Below are 16,892 nucleotides of genomic sequence, written 5' to 3'. Positions count from 1 at the left end.
GGCGCCCACGCCGCCGCCGATCAGTATGCCGATCGGGCCCGCAAGCGCGCCGATCACCGCGCCGGCCGCCGCGCCGCTGGCGCCGCCCAGCCCGACACCGACCGGGTGCGCACCCGGCTTGCCGCTGATCGGGTCGCGGTTGAGGTCGCGGCTTTGAGTGGAATTGGTCATATTGCCTCCTGGTTAGGGCCGTGCATGGCCAGTGCCTGCAAGCCTCGCTCCGGGAGGATGTGGATCGCGTCGCCGCCATGCGAAGAATCGCTTAACACCGCGCGCCGGCTCAATGAATATCGATCGACGCCTATGGATCCGACCATGCGGATCCAGTCAATGCGGGTCCAGCCAAGGCGGATCCAACCGATGCGGATCCAACCGATGCGGATTCGATCAAATGCGGATCGATCAAATGCGGCTCCGATCGAATACGGCTCCGATCAAATAAGAATCCGATCAATGCGCATCAGGCCATGGGCAACCGAACGATCCTGAATCATTCAGCTCGCGCCGACTGTCTCCGCGCTGCCGATGGCACGTGCCGATGCCGTGCGGCGGTGTGGCGCCGCCGCGTCGCCCTTGGCGGCCGCCTCCGGCGCGTTACGAACGCGTCCCGCGCTCTTCGCGCGGCCGCGGCTTCTTGTCGTTGCGCAAGGCACTGACCACGATCGCCAACCCCAGCCCGGTCGCGGTCACGAACAACAGCAGGGCGAATGCCGGATAGCCGAACAGGAACGGCCCGACTCCGGAGCGCAGCAGCAGTGCGCTCGAAATCAGCAACGCCGCCACGACCACGCCTGCGGAGATCCGATTGGCGATCTTCTGCAGGTTTTCCATGATCGCCGAATCCTGCCAGCCGGTGATCCTCACCTGCAGCCGGTTCTCGGCCAACAGCGAGAGCACGCTCCCGACCTTGCGCGGCGCATCCTGGATCAGCGATTGCAACTCGATCGCCTCGCTAGCCAGGTTCGCCGGCGACAGCGACTGCAACAAGCGGTCGCGCAGCAACCCCTGCAGATGATCCTCTACGGTCTCTTTCAGGCTCAGCCCGGGGTCCAGCGCGACGCACACGGTTTCCAGGTTGAGCAGGGTCTTGGCCAGCAGGTTGAACTCCGGCGGCGTGCGCAGACCGCACAGGGCGCTCAGGCGGCTGAGGTGCAGCAACAACCGCCCCTCCGACCAATCCTGCGAATGGCCGTGCGCGGCATACCGGGCCACGTGCTGTCCGACTTCGCGCACGAAGCGGCCTTCGTCGAAATCGTGCAGGCGCACGCCGAGGGCGATCAACTCGTCGGCGACCGCTTCGCCTCGCCCGTCCACCGCCGAGAACACCAGCTTCAACAGGCGCCCGCGCATCTTCGGCGGGATGTGCGCGACCATGCCGAGATCGAAGATGGCCAGCCGGTGATCGGGCGTGATCAGCAGATTGCCCGGGTGCGGGTCGGCATGCATTTCGCCGTGCACGAACATCTGGTCGAGATAACCGCGCAACAGATCGACCACCAGCGGCCGCATCGAATGTTCGGTGCGGCGCAGGCCGAGGGGCTCGGTGACCTTGCTGCCGATCACCAGCTCCATGGTCAGCACCCGCGAGCTCGACAGATCGCGCAGCGGCTGCGGCACGACCAGGTTGGAATACTTGGCCAGGTGCTCGCCGAAACGCTCCAGGTGATCGGCTTCGAGCCGATAGTCCAGCTCGTCCATCACGGTCTTGCGGAATTCCTGGACCCAGTCGGCAAAGTGCAGGCGGCGGCCGACCTGGGTGTTCTGATCGGCTTTCGAGGCCAGCATCTGCAAAGTGTCCAGGTCGCTGCGGATGAGCTGCGCCACATCCGGCCGCTGCACCTTGACCGCAACCTCGCGGCCGTCGCGCAAGGTCGCGCGGTGGACCTGCGCCAGCGAGGCGCAGCCGAGCGGTTTGGAGTCGAACTCGGGGAACACGCTGTGCAGGCGCACGCCGAGCTCGGCCTCGACCACCGCCTCGATGGTCCCGGCATCCAGCGCGGTGACGCCGTCCTGCATTTTCTCCAGGGCCGCCAGATACGCCGGCGGCACCATGTCCGGCCGCGTCGACAGCGCTTGGCCGATCTTGATGAAGGTCGGACCGAGCGCTTCGAGGTCGCGCACGAAGTCGGCCGGCCGTCCCTCCTCGGGCACTTCCACTTCCAGGTCGGTCGCGGCGTCCCAGTCCAGGCCGGTGAACACGCCCGAGTTGCGGTACTTGAGCAGAAAGCCGACCAGTTGCGCAGTACGGGTCAAGGTGCTCGGAGTGTCGCTCATGGCGGGGATTCCTTGGAGGCGGACGACCACGACGGAAGAACGGATGGCCGGACTATTCCGCATCGCTCGGCAACGGCCCGTGAGGGCCATGCTCGCGTGCGCGGCGGCGGCCAGCGTTCGCGCAAGACGCGATGCAACACGCCCGCGCCGGGCCCGCAGTTGCGCGCCGTACCCGACGCCACGCTCAACCCCGCGGCCCGCCCATCACCGGCAGGATCACCCCGTTGACGTAGGACGAGCAGACCGGGGCGGCCAGGAATACGTAAGCGGGCGAGATTTCTTCCGGTTGCGCCGGCCGTCCCATGTCGCTGTCCTGGCCGAATTTCGCCACTTCTTCGGCCGGCTTGTCGGCCGGGTTCAGCGGCGTCCACACCGGGCCGGGCGCGACGGCGTTGACCCGGATACCGCGCGGCAGCAACTGGCTGGCCAGCGATTTGGTGAACGCGTGGATCGCGCCCTTGGTCGCCGAATAATCCAACAGGTGCTTGTTGCCGAACAGGCCGGTTTCCGAGCCGGTGTTGATGATCGATGCGCCCTGCCCGAGGTGCGGCAAGGCGGCGCGCGCCATGTGGAAGTAGCCGGCGATGTTGGTCTGCAGGGTTTCCTGCAGATGCGCGTCGCTCAGCTCCTCCAGGGAGTCGGCATGCAATTGGAAGGCGGCGTTGTTGACCAGCACGTCGAGGCGGCCGAACTCGGCGACGGTACGGGCGACCGCGTCCTCGCAGAACTTCGGCTCGCGCACGTCGCCGGCGATCGCCAGCGCGCGGCGCCCTTCTTGCTCGACGTAGCGGCAGGTGTCCAGGGCATCCTCGTGTTCGTTCAAGTACAACACCGCGACATCGGCGCCTTCGCGCGCGAACAGCACTGCGACCGCGCGCCCGATGCCGGAGTCGCCGCCGGTCACGATCGCGACCATGCCCTCGAGCTTGGCGCTGCCGCGATAGCCTTCGGCTGCGAATTTCGGCGCCGGCACGAGATCGCGCTCTCGCCCGGGCTTGAGCAGATGCTGCTTCGGCAAGGGGTTCTCGGGCTGCTGGTTCGGCCCGGCCTGTACCGCAGCCTTCTTGCTCGCTTTTTTCGTGGCCGGCTTCGCATCGATGCCTTTCTGGATCGCACGCTGGCGCGCGGCGGTACGCTCGGCGGGCGCCGAGCCCATTGCGGCGGTGGACGCCGGGCGAGCCTTGCGTTTCGAAGCGGATTTCTTCGGCGATTTGGATGCCTTCTTGCTGGCCATGCGTTCACCACGACGGAAGGGTCAGGCTTCCGACGATAGGATCGGCTTCATTCGGCCGACGTGAACGGCGGCGCGCGATCGTCTCGGTTAGTCCGATCCTGCGGCGCGAGCCGCGCGGTCTCGTTCACGTCGTCGGCTGCGTTCAACGCATCGGCGTCCCGTTCGGCCGCCGCCCGATCGCCCCCCTCGCCTTTGTTGCGTCGTGCGAGCAGCACTTGGCCGACCACCGCGGTCAAGAGCACGGCGCTGTTGGTGATGATGAACACCCAGTTGCCGACCAGGAGGCTGTAGACGACGAAACCGGCCGACGCGGTGCACTGGCCGATGAACAGCCACCTGGAAACGCCCTGGGCATGCTCGTCGCCTTGCTGCTTGACGATCTGGCGGATCAGCGTGGCGATCAACACCGCCGAGGCGAGCCATCCGATCAGATCGGGCGATAGCTTCATGATCGGGAGCTCCGGACGGTCGCGGGAAGATCGTTGTGCACATGGGTGGCGGCGATGGCGGCGTGCCCGACCGCCACGGAAATCTGATTCAGGCCGCTGACCACGTCGCCGATCGCGTACAGGCCCCGCACCCGGGTCATCTGGTGCGCATCGACTAGAATCTCGTTCGCCGCACTGAGTTGCGCGCCTGCCGAGGCGGCCAGCGGCGCCGTGGTGACCGAGCCCAGATAGGGATAGACCGTGTCGAGAGGCGTCGTCGCGCCGGCCGGATCGCGATAGCCGCAGTGCGCGCCATCGAACACCAGTTCGCCGCCGCCCTGGAGGCAGGTCAATCCGGACAAATCCTCGGCCGCGGGCATCGGACCCGCCTCGCAGGGAATGACGAAGACCTGTTCGGAATACCCGCGCAGAAACCGGGCGTGCGGCCCGATGACCGCATACGGACCGTACACGCCGATGCGCAGGTCGCTCGCTTCGTAAGCATCGCAGATGGCGCACAGGCGCACCGCGCCGCAGGCGATCGCGTCCTCGATCCAGCTCACCGCCGGCAGCTTGTCCTGCATGCCGCTGGCCAGGATCACCGCCCGCGCGCGCCATCGGCCCGCACGTCCCGAAACGATGAACCGTTCATCGCACTCGATGATTTTCTCGACCCAATCGGTCTGGAACCGCGCTCCGACATCCGTGGCCTGGCGCTTCATCCGCGCCAGCAACTCCACGCCGGACACACCATAGGGAAACCCGGGGCAGTTGTGGCTCTGCGGAATGCGCCGGGCCCGACTGGCGCCGGAATCGACGATCAGGCAACTGCGGTGGAAGCGTCGCAGGTAGGTGGCCGCCGTCAGGCCTGCCGGCCCTCCGCCGACGACGATGGCGTCGAATTCATTCATGGGTCGGCGGGCCAGAGCGCGGCTCGCGTATGCGCGATCCGTCCCAACCTGGCGCATCGGCCCGCGCACCTCGATACGCCGGCGCACTTCAATATGCGCGACCCCACGCACCGGGGGCGGCGCACAGGGCGACCGGACCGCCCCTGCCCGCTGCGCAGGGGCGATCCGACGCCGCGCGCCGCTCTAGTGCGCACCGGCCGGCGTCGACACTTCTCTGACCACTTCGGCGGTGGCGCGGCTCTTGCCGGCCAGGGCGATGTCCGCCAAGGAAACGATGCCGACCAGTTCGCCGGCACCGTTGACCACCGGCACCCGGCGGATCTGCGCCGACTCCATCACCGCCACGCAGTCGCGCAGATCGCTTTCCTCGCTCACCGTCCTGACCGGCGAGGTCATCGCTTCGCCCGCGGTGGCGGTGCCGTCGCCGCCGCTGGCGATGATGCGGATCGCGATGTCGCGATCGGTCACCACGCCTAGCGGCCTGCGCTGCTCGTCCAGCACCGGGATTTCGCCGCAGTCGTTTTCCAGCATCAGGCGAGCGATCTCGCGCACGGGCGTGCCGATGTGGCAACTCGCCGGGTCGGGGGTCATCAAGGTCTTTGCAGTAATCACAGCGCTACTCCTCAATAACGAAGATGCAGGGCCGGATTGTCGGCCGCGTATCGTTCGACCGCCGTGAACCGCGGCAATAGCGTCCTTCACGTCACGGCAATGGCAGTCGCATCGCGTTGGCCTCGATGCGCGCTGCATCGCCGTTCGCGGTGCGCGGACGCGGTTGTCGCCAATGCATCGCTGCGGCGACACTAAGGTTTCGGCGGCCGTTCCTGAGGGTTCTCGCCAGGCAAAGGCTGGTGGCCTTCGCCGGGCGGCAGGTCCGCGTTCTGAACCTTGCGCGACGGCCGATCTTCGCCTGACTGCGGCGGAGTTTCGCCCGGCAGCGGCGGAGTTTCGCCCGGCAGCGGCTGATGGCCCTGGCCGTGCGGTGGCCGTGCGCCGCGATCGTCCTGGCGGCTCCGATCGCCTGTCTTGTCGTCGTGCTTGCCCATCTGCGTCACCTCGCCCTCGTTGCAGCCGGATCGAAGCGATCCAGGCTCGAAGGTGGCGCCGGCCAGGTTAACCAGAAGTGGAGCTTCGGCGCTTCGGCGTTCACGGATGCCGAACACCCACGCCGCTGCGGCCTGAACCGCGCAACGCCTGCACCCGGCCCGGGGTGCCGTTTATACGCCTCAGCGCTGCCGCGTCGCCGGAATGTCGACGCGTTGGCTGCGCCGCACGCCGACTTCGACCGACTGCAGGCCGCGCTCGTCGCGCACTGCCCACGGCAGCGGCAGGTTGTCGGGAATCACCGCGATCGTATGCTTGCCGACCGCGACCCGCGGGAACGAGAACTGGCCGTTGCTGTCGGTGCGCACCGCATAGCGGCCGTCGAGCACCACGGTCACGTTCGCCGCGGCCTGTTCGGAGGCGGCGCGCACGCCGTCGTCGTTGTCGTCGAGGAACAAGGAACCGTCGATGGCGCCGACCGCCGAACCGGGCGCGCCACCGATCACCGCCAGCGCGCGGCCGGCCTGGCGTTCGTAGCGCAGGGTCAGGAAGGCCGAGCGTTCGCGCGGCAGCGACAGAAACGGCGAATCGACGATCAGCGGGTCGAGCGCGAACGGCGAGCGCTGCGAACCCTGGCTCTGGTACAGCGCCGCGGTCAGCGACCAGCGGGGCGCGATGCGCCAGTTGACGCCGAGGTTCATGTCGACGCCGCGCATCGCCGCCGGGCCTTGGCCGTGGGTCCAGCGCGCGGTGCCGTCGACGGACACGCGATCGCCGAGTTCCACCCCGCCGTACATCGAGAAGGTCGTGGTGCGCGTGGTGGTGCGGATCGGCGCCCCGGCCGAGGTCTCGTTGCGCTCGCCCCATTCGCCGTAACCCAGCGACACCGACAGGCGCCGGCCTTCGCGCAAGGACAAGGCCTGGTCGATACTGGCCTGCCAACTGCGCCCGACCCCGCCGGCGCCGCCGGCGTGATCCAACTGGACGCGGGTCTGGCCCCAGCCGCTGCGACGGTCGGCGAACAACTGCGCCGCATAGGTGTCGTCGTCGTTGTGACGCAGGCTCAGGCTGCCGCCGTAACCGAGCACGCTGCTGGCCTGGTAACGCGCGAACGCGGTCGCGTACTGGCCGTCGAAGCCGGCGCCGCTGATCGAGCGGATGTCGTCGAGACCGGTGTTCCAGCTCCAGCGGCCGTATTGATAGGCCAGGCGGTAATAGCCGCCGCGCACGTCCTGGTTGATCGGCGACGCGCCCCAGCTCAGGCCCGGGTCGAGCGAGAACAGGCCGTAGTGATGGCGATAGCGGCCGCGTCGCGCACTCGCGTCGATCCAGGCGCCGGTGGCGTTGCCGCGGCCGTCGTGGCTGCCGAGCAGGTTCACTTGCACCGCGTCGCGATCGGACTGCCAGGCGCTCGCCCAGTGCGCGGCCTGGCTGGGCCGGTCGATCAGGCCCGGCTCGCCGAGCTCGTCGGGCACGATCCGCCCGTCGGTGCTCAGCGCCGAAACCGCGTGGTTCCAGCCCGCCCCGCCCCGCCATTGCGCGCCGAACGCGCCGACGTGGCCGTCGGCGACGTCGAAGCCGACCACGCGGGTGCCGTTGTAGAGGCCGGCGCGGCCGACCGCGCCGTACACGCTCAGGCCGCCGGCATCGCGGGTCCATTGCGTACTCAGGCCGGCCATCGCCACGCTCGGCAAGAAGAAACGGTACTGGTTGCGCTGCAACTGCGACGCCGGCGTATTGATCACGCCCAGTGCGTTGTCGAGGCGCCAGCCGCCGTCGACGAACAGGTTGCGCTGCCACACGGTGGCCGCGCCGCCCCAGCCGCTGTCGTCGGCGAAACGGTCGCGGTCGCTGTGGAAGACGGTCGCGTCGAGCGACAGGCTGCCCCAGTTCGCGGTTTCCCAGAACCCGCCGGCGGCCAGGCCTTGCTCGCCGAAGTGCTCGGCGCCGCGCTCGGTGTACGCCGCGTTGAGTTCGACCCGGAACGAACGCGGCAGGCCGTCGCCGTCGACCGCCTCGTCTTCGTCGGGCGGCAACGGCGCCAGGGCCTGCGCGGCGATGATGCGGTCGCGGTACACCGGCGCCGACGCGTCGGCCGCAGACGCCGCGGGCGCGACCGACGCGAGCGTACAGGCGACGCAGATCGCCAGTCTGCGCCGGACGAGCCTGCGGGCGGGTTTCATTTATCGATGCGTAGGTCGAGTACGAGGCGCTGGCCGCCCCATTCCAGAGCGCCCTTGAGGCTCAGCGGATACACGATCGCCGGCGCCGGCGTGGCCGGATCGTCGCCTTCCGGCACCAGGGCGATCGAACGCGTTTCGCCGGGCAGGATCGGCAGGCTCGACGGTGCGAGCGCGAACTTGCGGCCGCTCGCATCGGTGCCGTCGACCAGACCTTCGAGGCGGGTATGCGCCTGGCCGGTGTTGCGGATGTCGAGCACCGGCAGTCGCCGGCCGTCGACTTCGCGCACCTGGCTGGCCACGTGCTGCAATTGCGCCGCGACCTCGCCGACGCCGAGATAGACGATGATGCCGATGCGACCGGACACCGGCACGGTGAGCTGGTCGCCGACCATCTCCGGCGCGCCTTCGAGCAGGATCGCGAAACGGCATTCCCTCGGCGCGGCTTGTGCGGGCACCGCCACTTCGAAGCGATACCGGCGCTTGCCGTTCGGCGCGATCTCGATCTGCGCCGCTTCCAGCCCGACCCAGGGCCGGCAGCTGTCGGCCGCGAGCGCCTCGTCGAATACCGCGGCGCCCTGCGCATCGAGATGCCAGTCGGCGGTCTTCAGGGTGTAGCGGCCGACCGCATTGGAGATGTTGGAGATCTCGACCACGTTGCGATAGGTGGTGCCGGGCTTGGCCGTGCCTTCGAAGCGCGGCGGCGAGACCAGGGCGGAAAAGCCCTGGGCGAAGCTCGGTGCCGCGATCGAGGACAACACGAGCGCGAGCGCCGCGAAGGTCGAGGCATGGCGCAGGGCAGCGGTACGCATCAGAGGTCTTCCACGTCGATTTCGAAGGAGAAATTGAGTTGTTCGGTGCGGACCAGCCTCTGTCCGTCGGCCTGGATGGTCAGGCGGATGGTGTCGTCGAGCAGGCCGGCCGGCATGACGCCGCTGTAGACCAGGGTGCGTTCGCCGGCGCGCAGGCTGCCCGGCAGCAAACGGCCCTGCGTGGTCCAGGCGGCGGTGATCGGGCCGCTGGCCTGCGGCGGCAGGGTCATGTAGACGCGGCCGCTGCGGCCTTGCCAGGGCGCGAGGTTCAAGCGCACCCACACGGTCAGCGCGCCGGACACCGTCGGCCGCTCGCCGCTGCGCGGGGCGACCGAATCCCACTGCATGCGCAAGCTATTGGCGGTGACCTGGCTGGCACTGTCGTCGACGCGATGAGTGCCTGCGTACGACGGCGACATCGCGGCGAACAGCAGGCCGGCGGCGAGGATCCGCCTCATGGCGCGCTCAAGGTGTAGACCACCTGGCCGGTGTAGGTGCCGGAGGCGACGACGGCGTCGTTGGCGTACCGAAAGGTGTGGCAGCTTTCGCGCCAGGTGTTGACCGGAAAACTCGCCAGGGTCTGCGGGCCGCCGGTGAAGGTGCCGGCCAGGATCGGCTGGGCGCCGGTGTCGTTGTTGCCGCTGCTGGTCCAGCTGATCTGCGAAAACGGAATGGTGCTGCCGGCGCCGTTGCTGAGGCCCGCCGCCGGCGCGGTCGCGGTCAGGGTCGCGGTGCCGGTGGTGCCGGGCAGACGATAGAACCCGCCGACGTAGATCTGCGCCGGCACGTTGCAGAAGGCGAAGCCGTCGTAGGAACTGTTGGCCTGGGTCGCGTCGGTGGTCATGACCTGGTCGGTGCCGTTGCCGAGCACCGCCGCGGGCACGGTCACCGAGACTTTGTTGATCGCCCCGCCGCGGCCGGGCGTGCCGCCGGTGGAGTAATTGCCGGTGAACACGCCGTTGCCGACCCGCAGGTAGACCATGCGCGCGCCCGGCGAAATGGTGACGACGAAGGCCTGGGCGGTGTCGAACCAGCCCAGCGCGAGCAAGAGCAGCACCCAGCACGCCGGGCGTAAGTGCAAAGCCATGTCGGACCTCGAAAGTCGTAGTCGTTGTCGCTGCGGTGGGACGGACCGGAGCCGCCCCGCGGGCGCGGGGCGGGCCGGAGCGCTGTCCACGGCTGTGCATCGAGCCGGCAGCGTTCCCGCCTACCGCGGATCGAGCCGGGGCCGTTCCCGCGTACCGCGGGTCGAGCCGGGGCCGTTCCCGCGTACCGCGGGTCGAGCCGGGGCCGTTCCCGCGTACCGCGGGAACGGGGGACGGGTGCGATGTCGCAACCGGTGACCGGCTTGCGGCTTACGGCATCGAAGCGGTGTAGGTCACGCGGCTGTTGTTGGCGTTGACGCCGCCGTAGACGCCCGGGGCCACGACGTTGGCGTTCTTGTACTTGTAGGTCCAGGTCGCGTCGCGGTTGACCAGCTTGCCGGTGCCCGGAACCACGGTGGTCGTGGTGGTCGCGCCGTCGGCCAGGGTCGGATGCGGCAGCGCCGTCGCCGAGGTCAGCACGGCCTCGGTCGCTTCGATCTGGCTGTAGGAGATGGTGTCGCCGGCGACGCCGTTGCTGAGCGCGCCCAGGGTGGTCGAGGTCAGGGTGATGGTGCCGTTGTTGCCGACCAGCTTGGCGGTGACCTTGCCGTCGTTGAGGTCGCCCGAGGCGGCGGTGGCCGCGATGCCCGCGCCGCCGATACCGACCTGGGCGGCCGGGACGACGAACGCGATCTGGTTGACCGTGGTGTTGGTGGTGTAGTCCGCGCCGCTGCCGACGCGCAGGAACAGGATCTTCGGAATGGTGATCTGGAAGTCCAGCTTGGCGCTGGCGGTGATCGGAGTGCCGGTGCCGGTGGTGTACTGCGACTCGGCTTGGGCGAGCATCGGGACGGCGGCAAGCAGCGAAAGGGCCAAAAGGGACTTCGTGAGCGTTCGCATTGTTGGGTTCCAGGGAGGTCGAAGGCGAGCCGGGGCTCCGGGCGCAGGCCATGAAAACGCACAAAGCGTGCCAAGGCGTGACGACCGGCACATTGCTTGTTAAATATACGTGAGCATCATGACACCGATGTCACACAACTGACGTTCCCCGTCACACCTCGCCCAGCCCGGTCATTCCCGGTCACGTTCTGTACAGGTCGCAGCTTCCGCAGAGCGGCCAGCCGGATCGATCGATATCGGGCGCTCGCGCCGACCGGTCCCGCGCCACCCCGGGCGCCTCCGGGCGGCCCCTTCGTCCCTCGCAGGCACGGCCTTGCCGGTGCCGTTCCGGTGACCGCCTCCCCGCCCTAGGGTCAGCCCGGATGCTGGCGCCGGAACCGCCTGACTACACTGCAACGGCGACCTTCCGCGCCTGGAGCAGTGCCATGTATCCCTCCGATATTTCCGGCCCCTCCCGTCATTACCTGCCGCCGGCCGATCCGGTCGTGCCGCCGGCGCTGACGCCGGTGCAGCAGCAGGAGCTCGCCCAGCGCTACGCCCCGATCCTCTACTTCCATCCCCAGGAAGAAAATTTCCTGCAGGACCCGAACACGTATATCGAGCAGTCGACCCTGCGCCAGGAGCGCGACTTCTGGGGCGACAAGAAACTGCACGGGCTCGGCGAAGTGCCGGCGGACGAACTGGCCCAGATCGGCCCCGACAACAAGAGCGCCGACAGCCAGAAGTTCCTCGACCACCAGAACGAAGAGCTCGGCGACGGCGTCCGCGACGGCAACCTGAGCAACAGCAAGAACCTTTACCAATACGACGCCGAAACCAACACCATCACCTATCACCTGTTCTATTCCTACAACGACGGCCCGCCCGGCCTGGGCGACGTGCAGAACCACGAAGGCGATTGGGAAAAGATCACCGTCCAGCTCGACGACCAATACCAGCCGACCGCGGTGCGCTACAGCGCCCATGGCGGTCTGAACGCCGAGCGCTCGTGGGCGGACACGCCGAAGGAAGACGGCCGCCCGGTCTCCTACGTCGGCCAGGGTTCGCACGCGAACTTCCCCGAGACCGGCTCCTGGGAAACCAAGGCCCCCGGCATCGACGATTCCGCCGAGAGCGGCGGCGTGCGCTTCGACCTCGCCGGCCAGCCGGCCGTCGATGTGACCACCCAGGCCTGGTACGGCGGGCACGTATTGTGGGGCGAACGCGGCAGCGGCCAGGAACTGGGCATCGGCGAGACCACCGGCCCGACCGGCCCCTCGGCCGACAAGGGCCCGATCGTCGCAGGCGACGCCGACCCGTCGCTGGAGCCCATCGACGAAAAACCGTCCTTCCCCTTCTTCGGCCCCTATCCGCCGTTCCTGTTCCCGCGTTGAGCGGCGGGGCCGCCGCGCCCCTTCGCTCTCGCGTCTCTTCGCTGCGCCTATGACGTGAGATGCGGCCACGACACGTGTTGCGGCGGCAACGCCGATATCGCTAATCGAAGCAGCATGCGGTCGCGAGACTAGGAACGGCGCAAGCCGCGACCGTGTCGTAGCGAACCCGCGGCGCTTCGATCAGCAAGCGCAGAACTCACGCCTGTGCAGGAGCGACGTGACTCGCGACCGCGCAGCCTGGTTTTGCCCGTGCCGCCCGCCGCAGTTCGCGGTCGCGGCTTGCGCCGCTCCTACCCTGGCGAAAGTTCGCCGCTTCGATGGATGACATCCGCCCTGGCACCTCTGCGCGTCCCGTGGTCGCAGCTCACGCCGCTCCTACAGGGATGGTCTGGCCGCATCTGATTCCCTATCCCGACTTTGGCCTTGGCCGCTGTTGCTGTGCGTCGCCTGGCACTCGCGGAGGCCATCGAAGACCCGGAGGGCGGCCTGCATGGATGCAGGCCGTTTTTCATCGGGACAGGGAGGTCCCGTATGAAAAATCACCGCGCATGCATCGCTCGCGCGGGCCTGTGATTCAAACAAAAGCACTTTTCTTTGGTTATCTTTCTTTTGTTGCTTTAGACAAAAGAAAGTGACCCGCCGCTTTAGTGGCGGAAGCTCTGGGTTTGATCTTGATCTATTGAATGAGAGTAGCGCCGCAAGACCGCCGCAGCGATGTCGCGGCTTGCGCCGCTCCTACCCTGGCGAAAGTTCGCCGCTTCGATGGATGACATCCGCCCTGGCACCTCTGCGCGTCCCGTGGTCGCGGCTTGCGCCGCTCCTACCCTGGCGAAGGCACGCCGCCTCGATGGGCGACACGAGCATTGGTGTCTCTGCGCGTCCCGCGGTCGCGACTCACGTCGCTCCTGCAGCGGCTGGGCACGAAATCCGGTGCGGGAGCGACGAACGCCGGTCCAACCAGGAAGCCCAACCATGCCCCCAACGTTCCCTCAACGACGAATCTCGAACCCCGGATTCTCATTGAGCGACCCATCCGGCTCCAACACCGCAAACCGCTCACCGTCGGGATGGAACACCACCGGTACCGGCTCGCGGAACAGCGGCCTCCGCACGAAACGCAGTTCCCAGCGGAAATGCTCCAGGGTCGTCAACGCGTCCAATTGCTCGCGCGTCAGCCCGGCGCGCAGCGCCACGGTGCTGGGCTGTTCGGTTCCGCGTCGTTCGCGATCGGCCATCGGGCATTGCTCCTGGGTAGATGTCGCCGACGCCATGATCCGGCAAACGCCCTGCGAATGTCACCTCGGCCGCAGCACCACGCCGGATTCATGCAAGTCGATCACCTCCCGCGGACGATATCCGACCGTGCGAACCCGCCGACGCCAGGCATCGCGGCACCGCAAGGAGCGATCCCGCCCCTGCCGCGCTTACCGCCATATCGGCCCTTCCGCCCTGCGCGGCCTATCCGCTCTGCATCACCGCATCGATCGAGGCGCGGACCGGTGCGCCGGGCGGCGTCGCCTATTCGACGATGCGGTGCAGGTTGCCGGAGAAACTGGCGCGGTCCCGGTCTTCGGTCAGCGAGTACAGGCCGTAACGCTTGTTCAAGCGCGCGCCGTTGTCGCGGATGCCCGGCGACCAGGCGAAGTCGGCGCGGCTGCGGCTGGAACGCTGCCGGGCCAGGTCGAACGGGATCGACAGATACAGGCCGCGGTCGAAACCGCCGTCGCCGAGCCGCCGGGGCGAGTACTCGGTGAACGTGGCATAGGCGCCCATGCGCACGCCGTTGTTGAACTGGCGCGAGACGTCGACGGTTGCGCCCCAGTCGCGCGCCAGATAGCGTCCGGCGCTGAGCTTGACGGTGACGTCTTGGTAACCGGTGTCGATGTAGGCGCTGACGTGGCCGGTGACGGTGCGGTAACGACGGAACGAAAAGTCCTGGTCGAAGCTGCGCTGGCGGACCCAGTTGACGTCGGCGCCGATCGCCCAGCGTTGCCCGAACGGACGGTACAGGGTTTCGGCGCCGGCGCCGCCGTACATGCTTTCGAGCATGCCGACATAAGCCATGCCGTACCAGTCGGCACCAAGCGAACCGGCCGCGGTCAGCTGCAACTGCGGCAGGGTCACCCGCGACGAGGTCACGTACTCGCGCACGTCGCTGCGCACGCGAGGCAGGCTCGTCACCGCGCCGCCGTCGTAGCGGTCGTAGTTGTCGGCGATCAGGGCCTCGATGCGGCCGCTCAGCCAAAGGTTCGACGCGAATCGGTAGTCGGCGTCGTAGGCCATGCCGATCTTGTACAAGGCCGCGATATCGGGCGCACCGAGCTCATGGCCGAGGCTGAGGCCGAGTCCGCCGCTGTAGCGGTCGAGCGGTGCCCGGTACAACAAGTCTTCGCGGCGCGCCTGCGGGCGATTGCGCTCGACCCCGAGGCGGAAGCTCTTGAGATCGGCCTCGCCGTCGAGCAACTCGCCGAAACGTTCGCGCTGCACGCTGGTTTCGACCACTTCCATGCCGGCGCGGGTCGAAACCAGGGTGTACCAATCGACCGAGCCGTCGAGCCGGTCGTCGAGGATCCGCGCGGTGCGGCCCAGGCCCTTGGCCGAATGCCGATAGCGGGTCTGCTCGCCGGTGACGAACAATTCGCTGCCGCGCCGCGAGATCTTGCTGACCCTCACGCCGGCGTTGTCGTACAGCTCGCGACTGACCTGCTCCCAGTCGACCTGCTCCGGCGCGGTCGGCTCGGGCCAGGCCTGCGTCGCTGAGGTCTGTGCCGCCGCGGTATGCGGCAAGTCGGCGTGCCGCGTTGCGCCGGCATTACCGACTGCATACGGCGGCGCGAGATCCATAAAGGGTGGCGCTTGCGGCAACGGCGAAGCGACGCTCGCATCGGCCAGGGTCCCCGAAGCGCGCAATGTCACCGTCGTCGCCGCGACCCCTGCGCCTACTGCGGCCGCTGCCGACGAATCCGCTGCCGGCGCCGGATCCGCCATCACCGGCACCGCCGGCGCAGCGTCGTAACGACGCGCGACCGGCGGCGGGTCTTTGGTCTTGAGCGGGGCCCTGAGCGGCTCGGCGAGGCGGGCGGCATTGGTGTGCAGGGTCAACGCGAACGAAGCGGTATTGCCGCGCTGCAAGCCCAGGCTCAGGTCGAGATGGCGATTGGGGCGATAGACCACGCCGACGTTGAACGGCGAGCTTGGCTTGATCCGCCGCGGGCCGGGCTCGTGCCGGTAGTCGTTGCCGTCGTACTCGACCTTCACCTCCCAGGGCTTGCCGGCCGGGCGATAGGCGATGCCGCCGAACACCGCGGCGCGGCCGTGGAAATACCGCGGCCGATCGAACTGGTAGCGCGCGTCGGACACGCCGCCGCGCGAGGGCCGGTGATCGAAGCGGTCGTCGAGCGCCGACAACGGGTTGGACAGATTGCCGCGCGCACCGAGATGGCCCCAGGCCAGACCGAGGCTGGCATCGACCGGTCCGAAGCGTTTGTTGGCGACCAGGTACTCGCTGGAGAAATAGCGCCGGCCGGCGATGTCGCGCGCACCGACCGCCACCTCCGGCATATACCGGCTCTCGCGGCTCAGGCGGATCTTGGCGTCGAAGGCCTTGGCCGAGTTCGAACGGCGTCCGTCGACGAAGGGCGCCGCGTCGTCGTCGAAACGGGTATAGCGAAAATTGCCTTCCAGCCACGTCAAGGGCTGGGCGGTGAAGTTGTAGCGCGCGTACGGCTCGACCCGGCTGACCGAGAACGCGAGTTCGCCGGCATCGGCCATGCGCGCGGTCGGCGTCTGCCACAGGCCGGCGCCGCCGAAGTCGCCCTGGGTCGGCGCTTGGTCGCCGGCATGGGCGAACCGCGCGGCCAGCGTGGCGACCACCAACAGCGCGATCTGGCTGTGACGCGGTGGCGGACGGTCGGTGCTCAGAACGGCCCCGCTTCGGCGACGGCAGCGCCCGTTCCGGGCTTTGACGCCACACTGCCCGCGTCGGGCAAGACTTGAGTGGCCAGGAACTCGGCGTACTCGCGATTGAGGTCGGGCGCGATCCGCCGCACGCGCCGCTGATCGATCGGCACATAGATCGTCGTGCCCGCCGCCGGACGCAGCGGCTCGCCGCGATTCCACAGGGCGATGCCGTACTCGCCGACCTGTCCGTCGGGGTGGACCAGGTACACCCGATCGCGGTCGGCCTCGGCCGCCGCCGGGCACTCGTCGAGATAATCGAACACCTTGCGCCAGCTCGCATGCGCCAGCACGCAGTCCTTGGCGACGGCGCCAACGACGCGCAGCCCCTTCGGCAACTCGGGGTAGTGCAGGCGGTCGCCTTCGGCCAGCGGCGCATTGCTGGCGCGATCGCGTTCCAGCACGTTCATGTCGAGCGAGACGATGCGGCGACCGGTCGCCGGCAGCGCCCGCATCGTAGCCGCCATGCGCTCGCTCAGCGCCAGCAGACCCGCGTCGTTGCGGGCGTTCGCGTCCGCGCGTACCTGCGACAGATCGAACAGCACGCCGACCCGGAAGCGCCGCTGCGCTTCGACCAGGCTCGGACGCAGCCAGGCGGCGCCGGCCACGTAAGCCTGCGGTCGTACCCGCGCCGCCAGCACCGCGTCGCGCAACCGGGCCCGGCCGGGATACGCCTGCTCGCCGGGACGCTCGA

At 68.5% G+C, this 16,892-nt stretch carries 14 protein-coding genes and 1 pseudogene; 1 reads left to right on the top strand and 14 read right to left on the bottom strand.

All coding sequences use genetic code 11. The features are described 5' to 3' along the window. Positions 1-594 precede the first annotated feature (594 nt). From ACSAMQ_RS16400 to ACSAMQ_RS16350, 11 genes and pseudogenes are all read right to left on the bottom strand, one after another. Positions 595-2,274, bottom strand: coding sequence for an ABC1 kinase family protein (locus ACSAMQ_RS16400; RefSeq protein WP_435396681.1), 1,680 nt, complete (start codon positions 2,272-2,274; stop codon positions 595-597). Positions 2,275-2,458: 184 nt separating this feature from the next. After that, positions 2,459-3,508, bottom strand: coding sequence for an SDR family oxidoreductase (locus ACSAMQ_RS16395; protein ID WP_435396680.1), 1,050 nt, complete (start codon positions 3,506-3,508; stop codon positions 2,459-2,461). Positions 3,509-3,675: 167 nt separating this feature from the next. Then, positions 3,676-3,957, bottom strand: a pseudogene (locus ACSAMQ_RS16390) (hypothetical protein); the annotation flags it as partial. Beyond that, positions 3,954-4,847 (bottom strand): NAD(P)/FAD-dependent oxidoreductase, encoded by an 894-nt coding sequence (locus ACSAMQ_RS16385; protein ID WP_435396679.1) that lies wholly within the window; start codon positions 4,845-4,847, stop codon positions 3,954-3,956. The pseudogene ACSAMQ_RS16390 and the gene ACSAMQ_RS16385, both read right to left, overlap by 4 nt. 183 nt (positions 4,848-5,030) lie before the next feature. After that, on the bottom strand, positions 5,031-5,459 hold the full coding sequence (locus ACSAMQ_RS16380; RefSeq protein WP_435396678.1) for a CBS domain-containing protein: 429 nt from the start codon (positions 5,457-5,459) through the stop codon (positions 5,031-5,033). A 191-nt stretch (positions 5,460-5,650) separates the two neighbouring features. After that, a complete protein-coding gene (locus ACSAMQ_RS16375; RefSeq protein WP_435396677.1) occupies positions 5,651-6,010 on the bottom strand; it encodes a hypothetical protein in 360 nt (119 codons plus the stop codon). 63 nt (positions 6,011-6,073) lie between these two features. Continuing rightward, on the bottom strand, positions 6,074-8,074 hold the full coding sequence (locus ACSAMQ_RS16370) for a carboxypeptidase-like regulatory domain-containing protein (protein ID WP_435396676.1): 2,001 nt from the start codon (positions 8,072-8,074) through the stop codon (positions 6,074-6,076). After that, entirely contained in the window at positions 8,071-8,883 is an 813-nt protein-coding gene (locus ACSAMQ_RS16365) for a hypothetical protein (RefSeq protein WP_435396675.1), read from the bottom strand. Before ACSAMQ_RS16365 ends, ACSAMQ_RS16370 begins: the two co-directional genes overlap by 4 nt. Further along, positions 8,883-9,341, bottom strand: coding sequence for a hypothetical protein (locus ACSAMQ_RS16360; RefSeq protein WP_435396674.1), 459 nt, complete (start codon positions 9,339-9,341; stop codon positions 8,883-8,885). Before ACSAMQ_RS16360 ends, ACSAMQ_RS16365 begins: the two co-directional genes overlap by 1 nt. Then, the gene (locus ACSAMQ_RS16355) at positions 9,338-9,970 is read right to left on the bottom strand and encodes a hypothetical protein (RefSeq protein WP_435396673.1); all 633 of its coding nucleotides are present in this window, start codon (positions 9,968-9,970) and stop codon (positions 9,338-9,340) included. Before ACSAMQ_RS16355 ends, ACSAMQ_RS16360 begins: the two co-directional genes overlap by 4 nt. 268 nt (positions 9,971-10,238) lie before the next feature. After that, positions 10,239-10,844 carry a hypothetical protein gene (locus tag ACSAMQ_RS16350; protein ID WP_435396672.1) on the bottom strand — a complete coding sequence of 202 codons (606 nt, stop codon included), beginning with the start codon at positions 10,842-10,844 and terminating at the stop codon, positions 10,239-10,241. 449 nt (positions 10,845-11,293) lie between these two features. On the opposite strand from ACSAMQ_RS16350, the gene ACSAMQ_RS16345 reads away from it, so the two are divergent. Beyond that, positions 11,294-12,241, top strand: a complete 948-nt coding sequence (locus tag ACSAMQ_RS16345) for a Vps62-related protein (protein WP_435396671.1) — start codon at positions 11,294-11,296, stop codon at positions 12,239-12,241. Positions 12,242-13,230: 989 nt separating this feature from the next. Here the strand turns inward: ACSAMQ_RS16345 and ACSAMQ_RS16340 are convergent. The 3 genes from ACSAMQ_RS16340 to ACSAMQ_RS16330 form a co-directional block, all read right to left on the bottom strand. After that, positions 13,231-13,476, bottom strand: coding sequence for a hypothetical protein (locus tag ACSAMQ_RS16340; RefSeq protein WP_435396670.1), 246 nt, complete (start codon positions 13,474-13,476; stop codon positions 13,231-13,233). A gap of 283 nt (positions 13,477-13,759) precedes the next feature. Continuing rightward, positions 13,760-16,114, bottom strand: a complete 2,355-nt coding sequence (locus ACSAMQ_RS16335) for a YjbH domain-containing protein (protein ID WP_435396682.1) — start codon at positions 16,112-16,114, stop codon at positions 13,760-13,762. A 44-nt stretch (positions 16,115-16,158) separates the two neighbouring features. Beyond that, on the bottom strand, positions 16,159-16,892 hold a 734-nt coding region (locus tag ACSAMQ_RS16330; RefSeq protein ID WP_435396669.1), incomplete at its 5' end, for a capsule biosynthesis GfcC family protein.

This window comes from Lysobacter sp. 1R34A (genome assembly GCF_051217035.1).
GTDB lineage: Bacteria > Pseudomonadota > Gammaproteobacteria > Xanthomonadales > Xanthomonadaceae > Lysobacter.
This window is presented reverse-complemented; position numbering and strand designations above follow the sequence as displayed.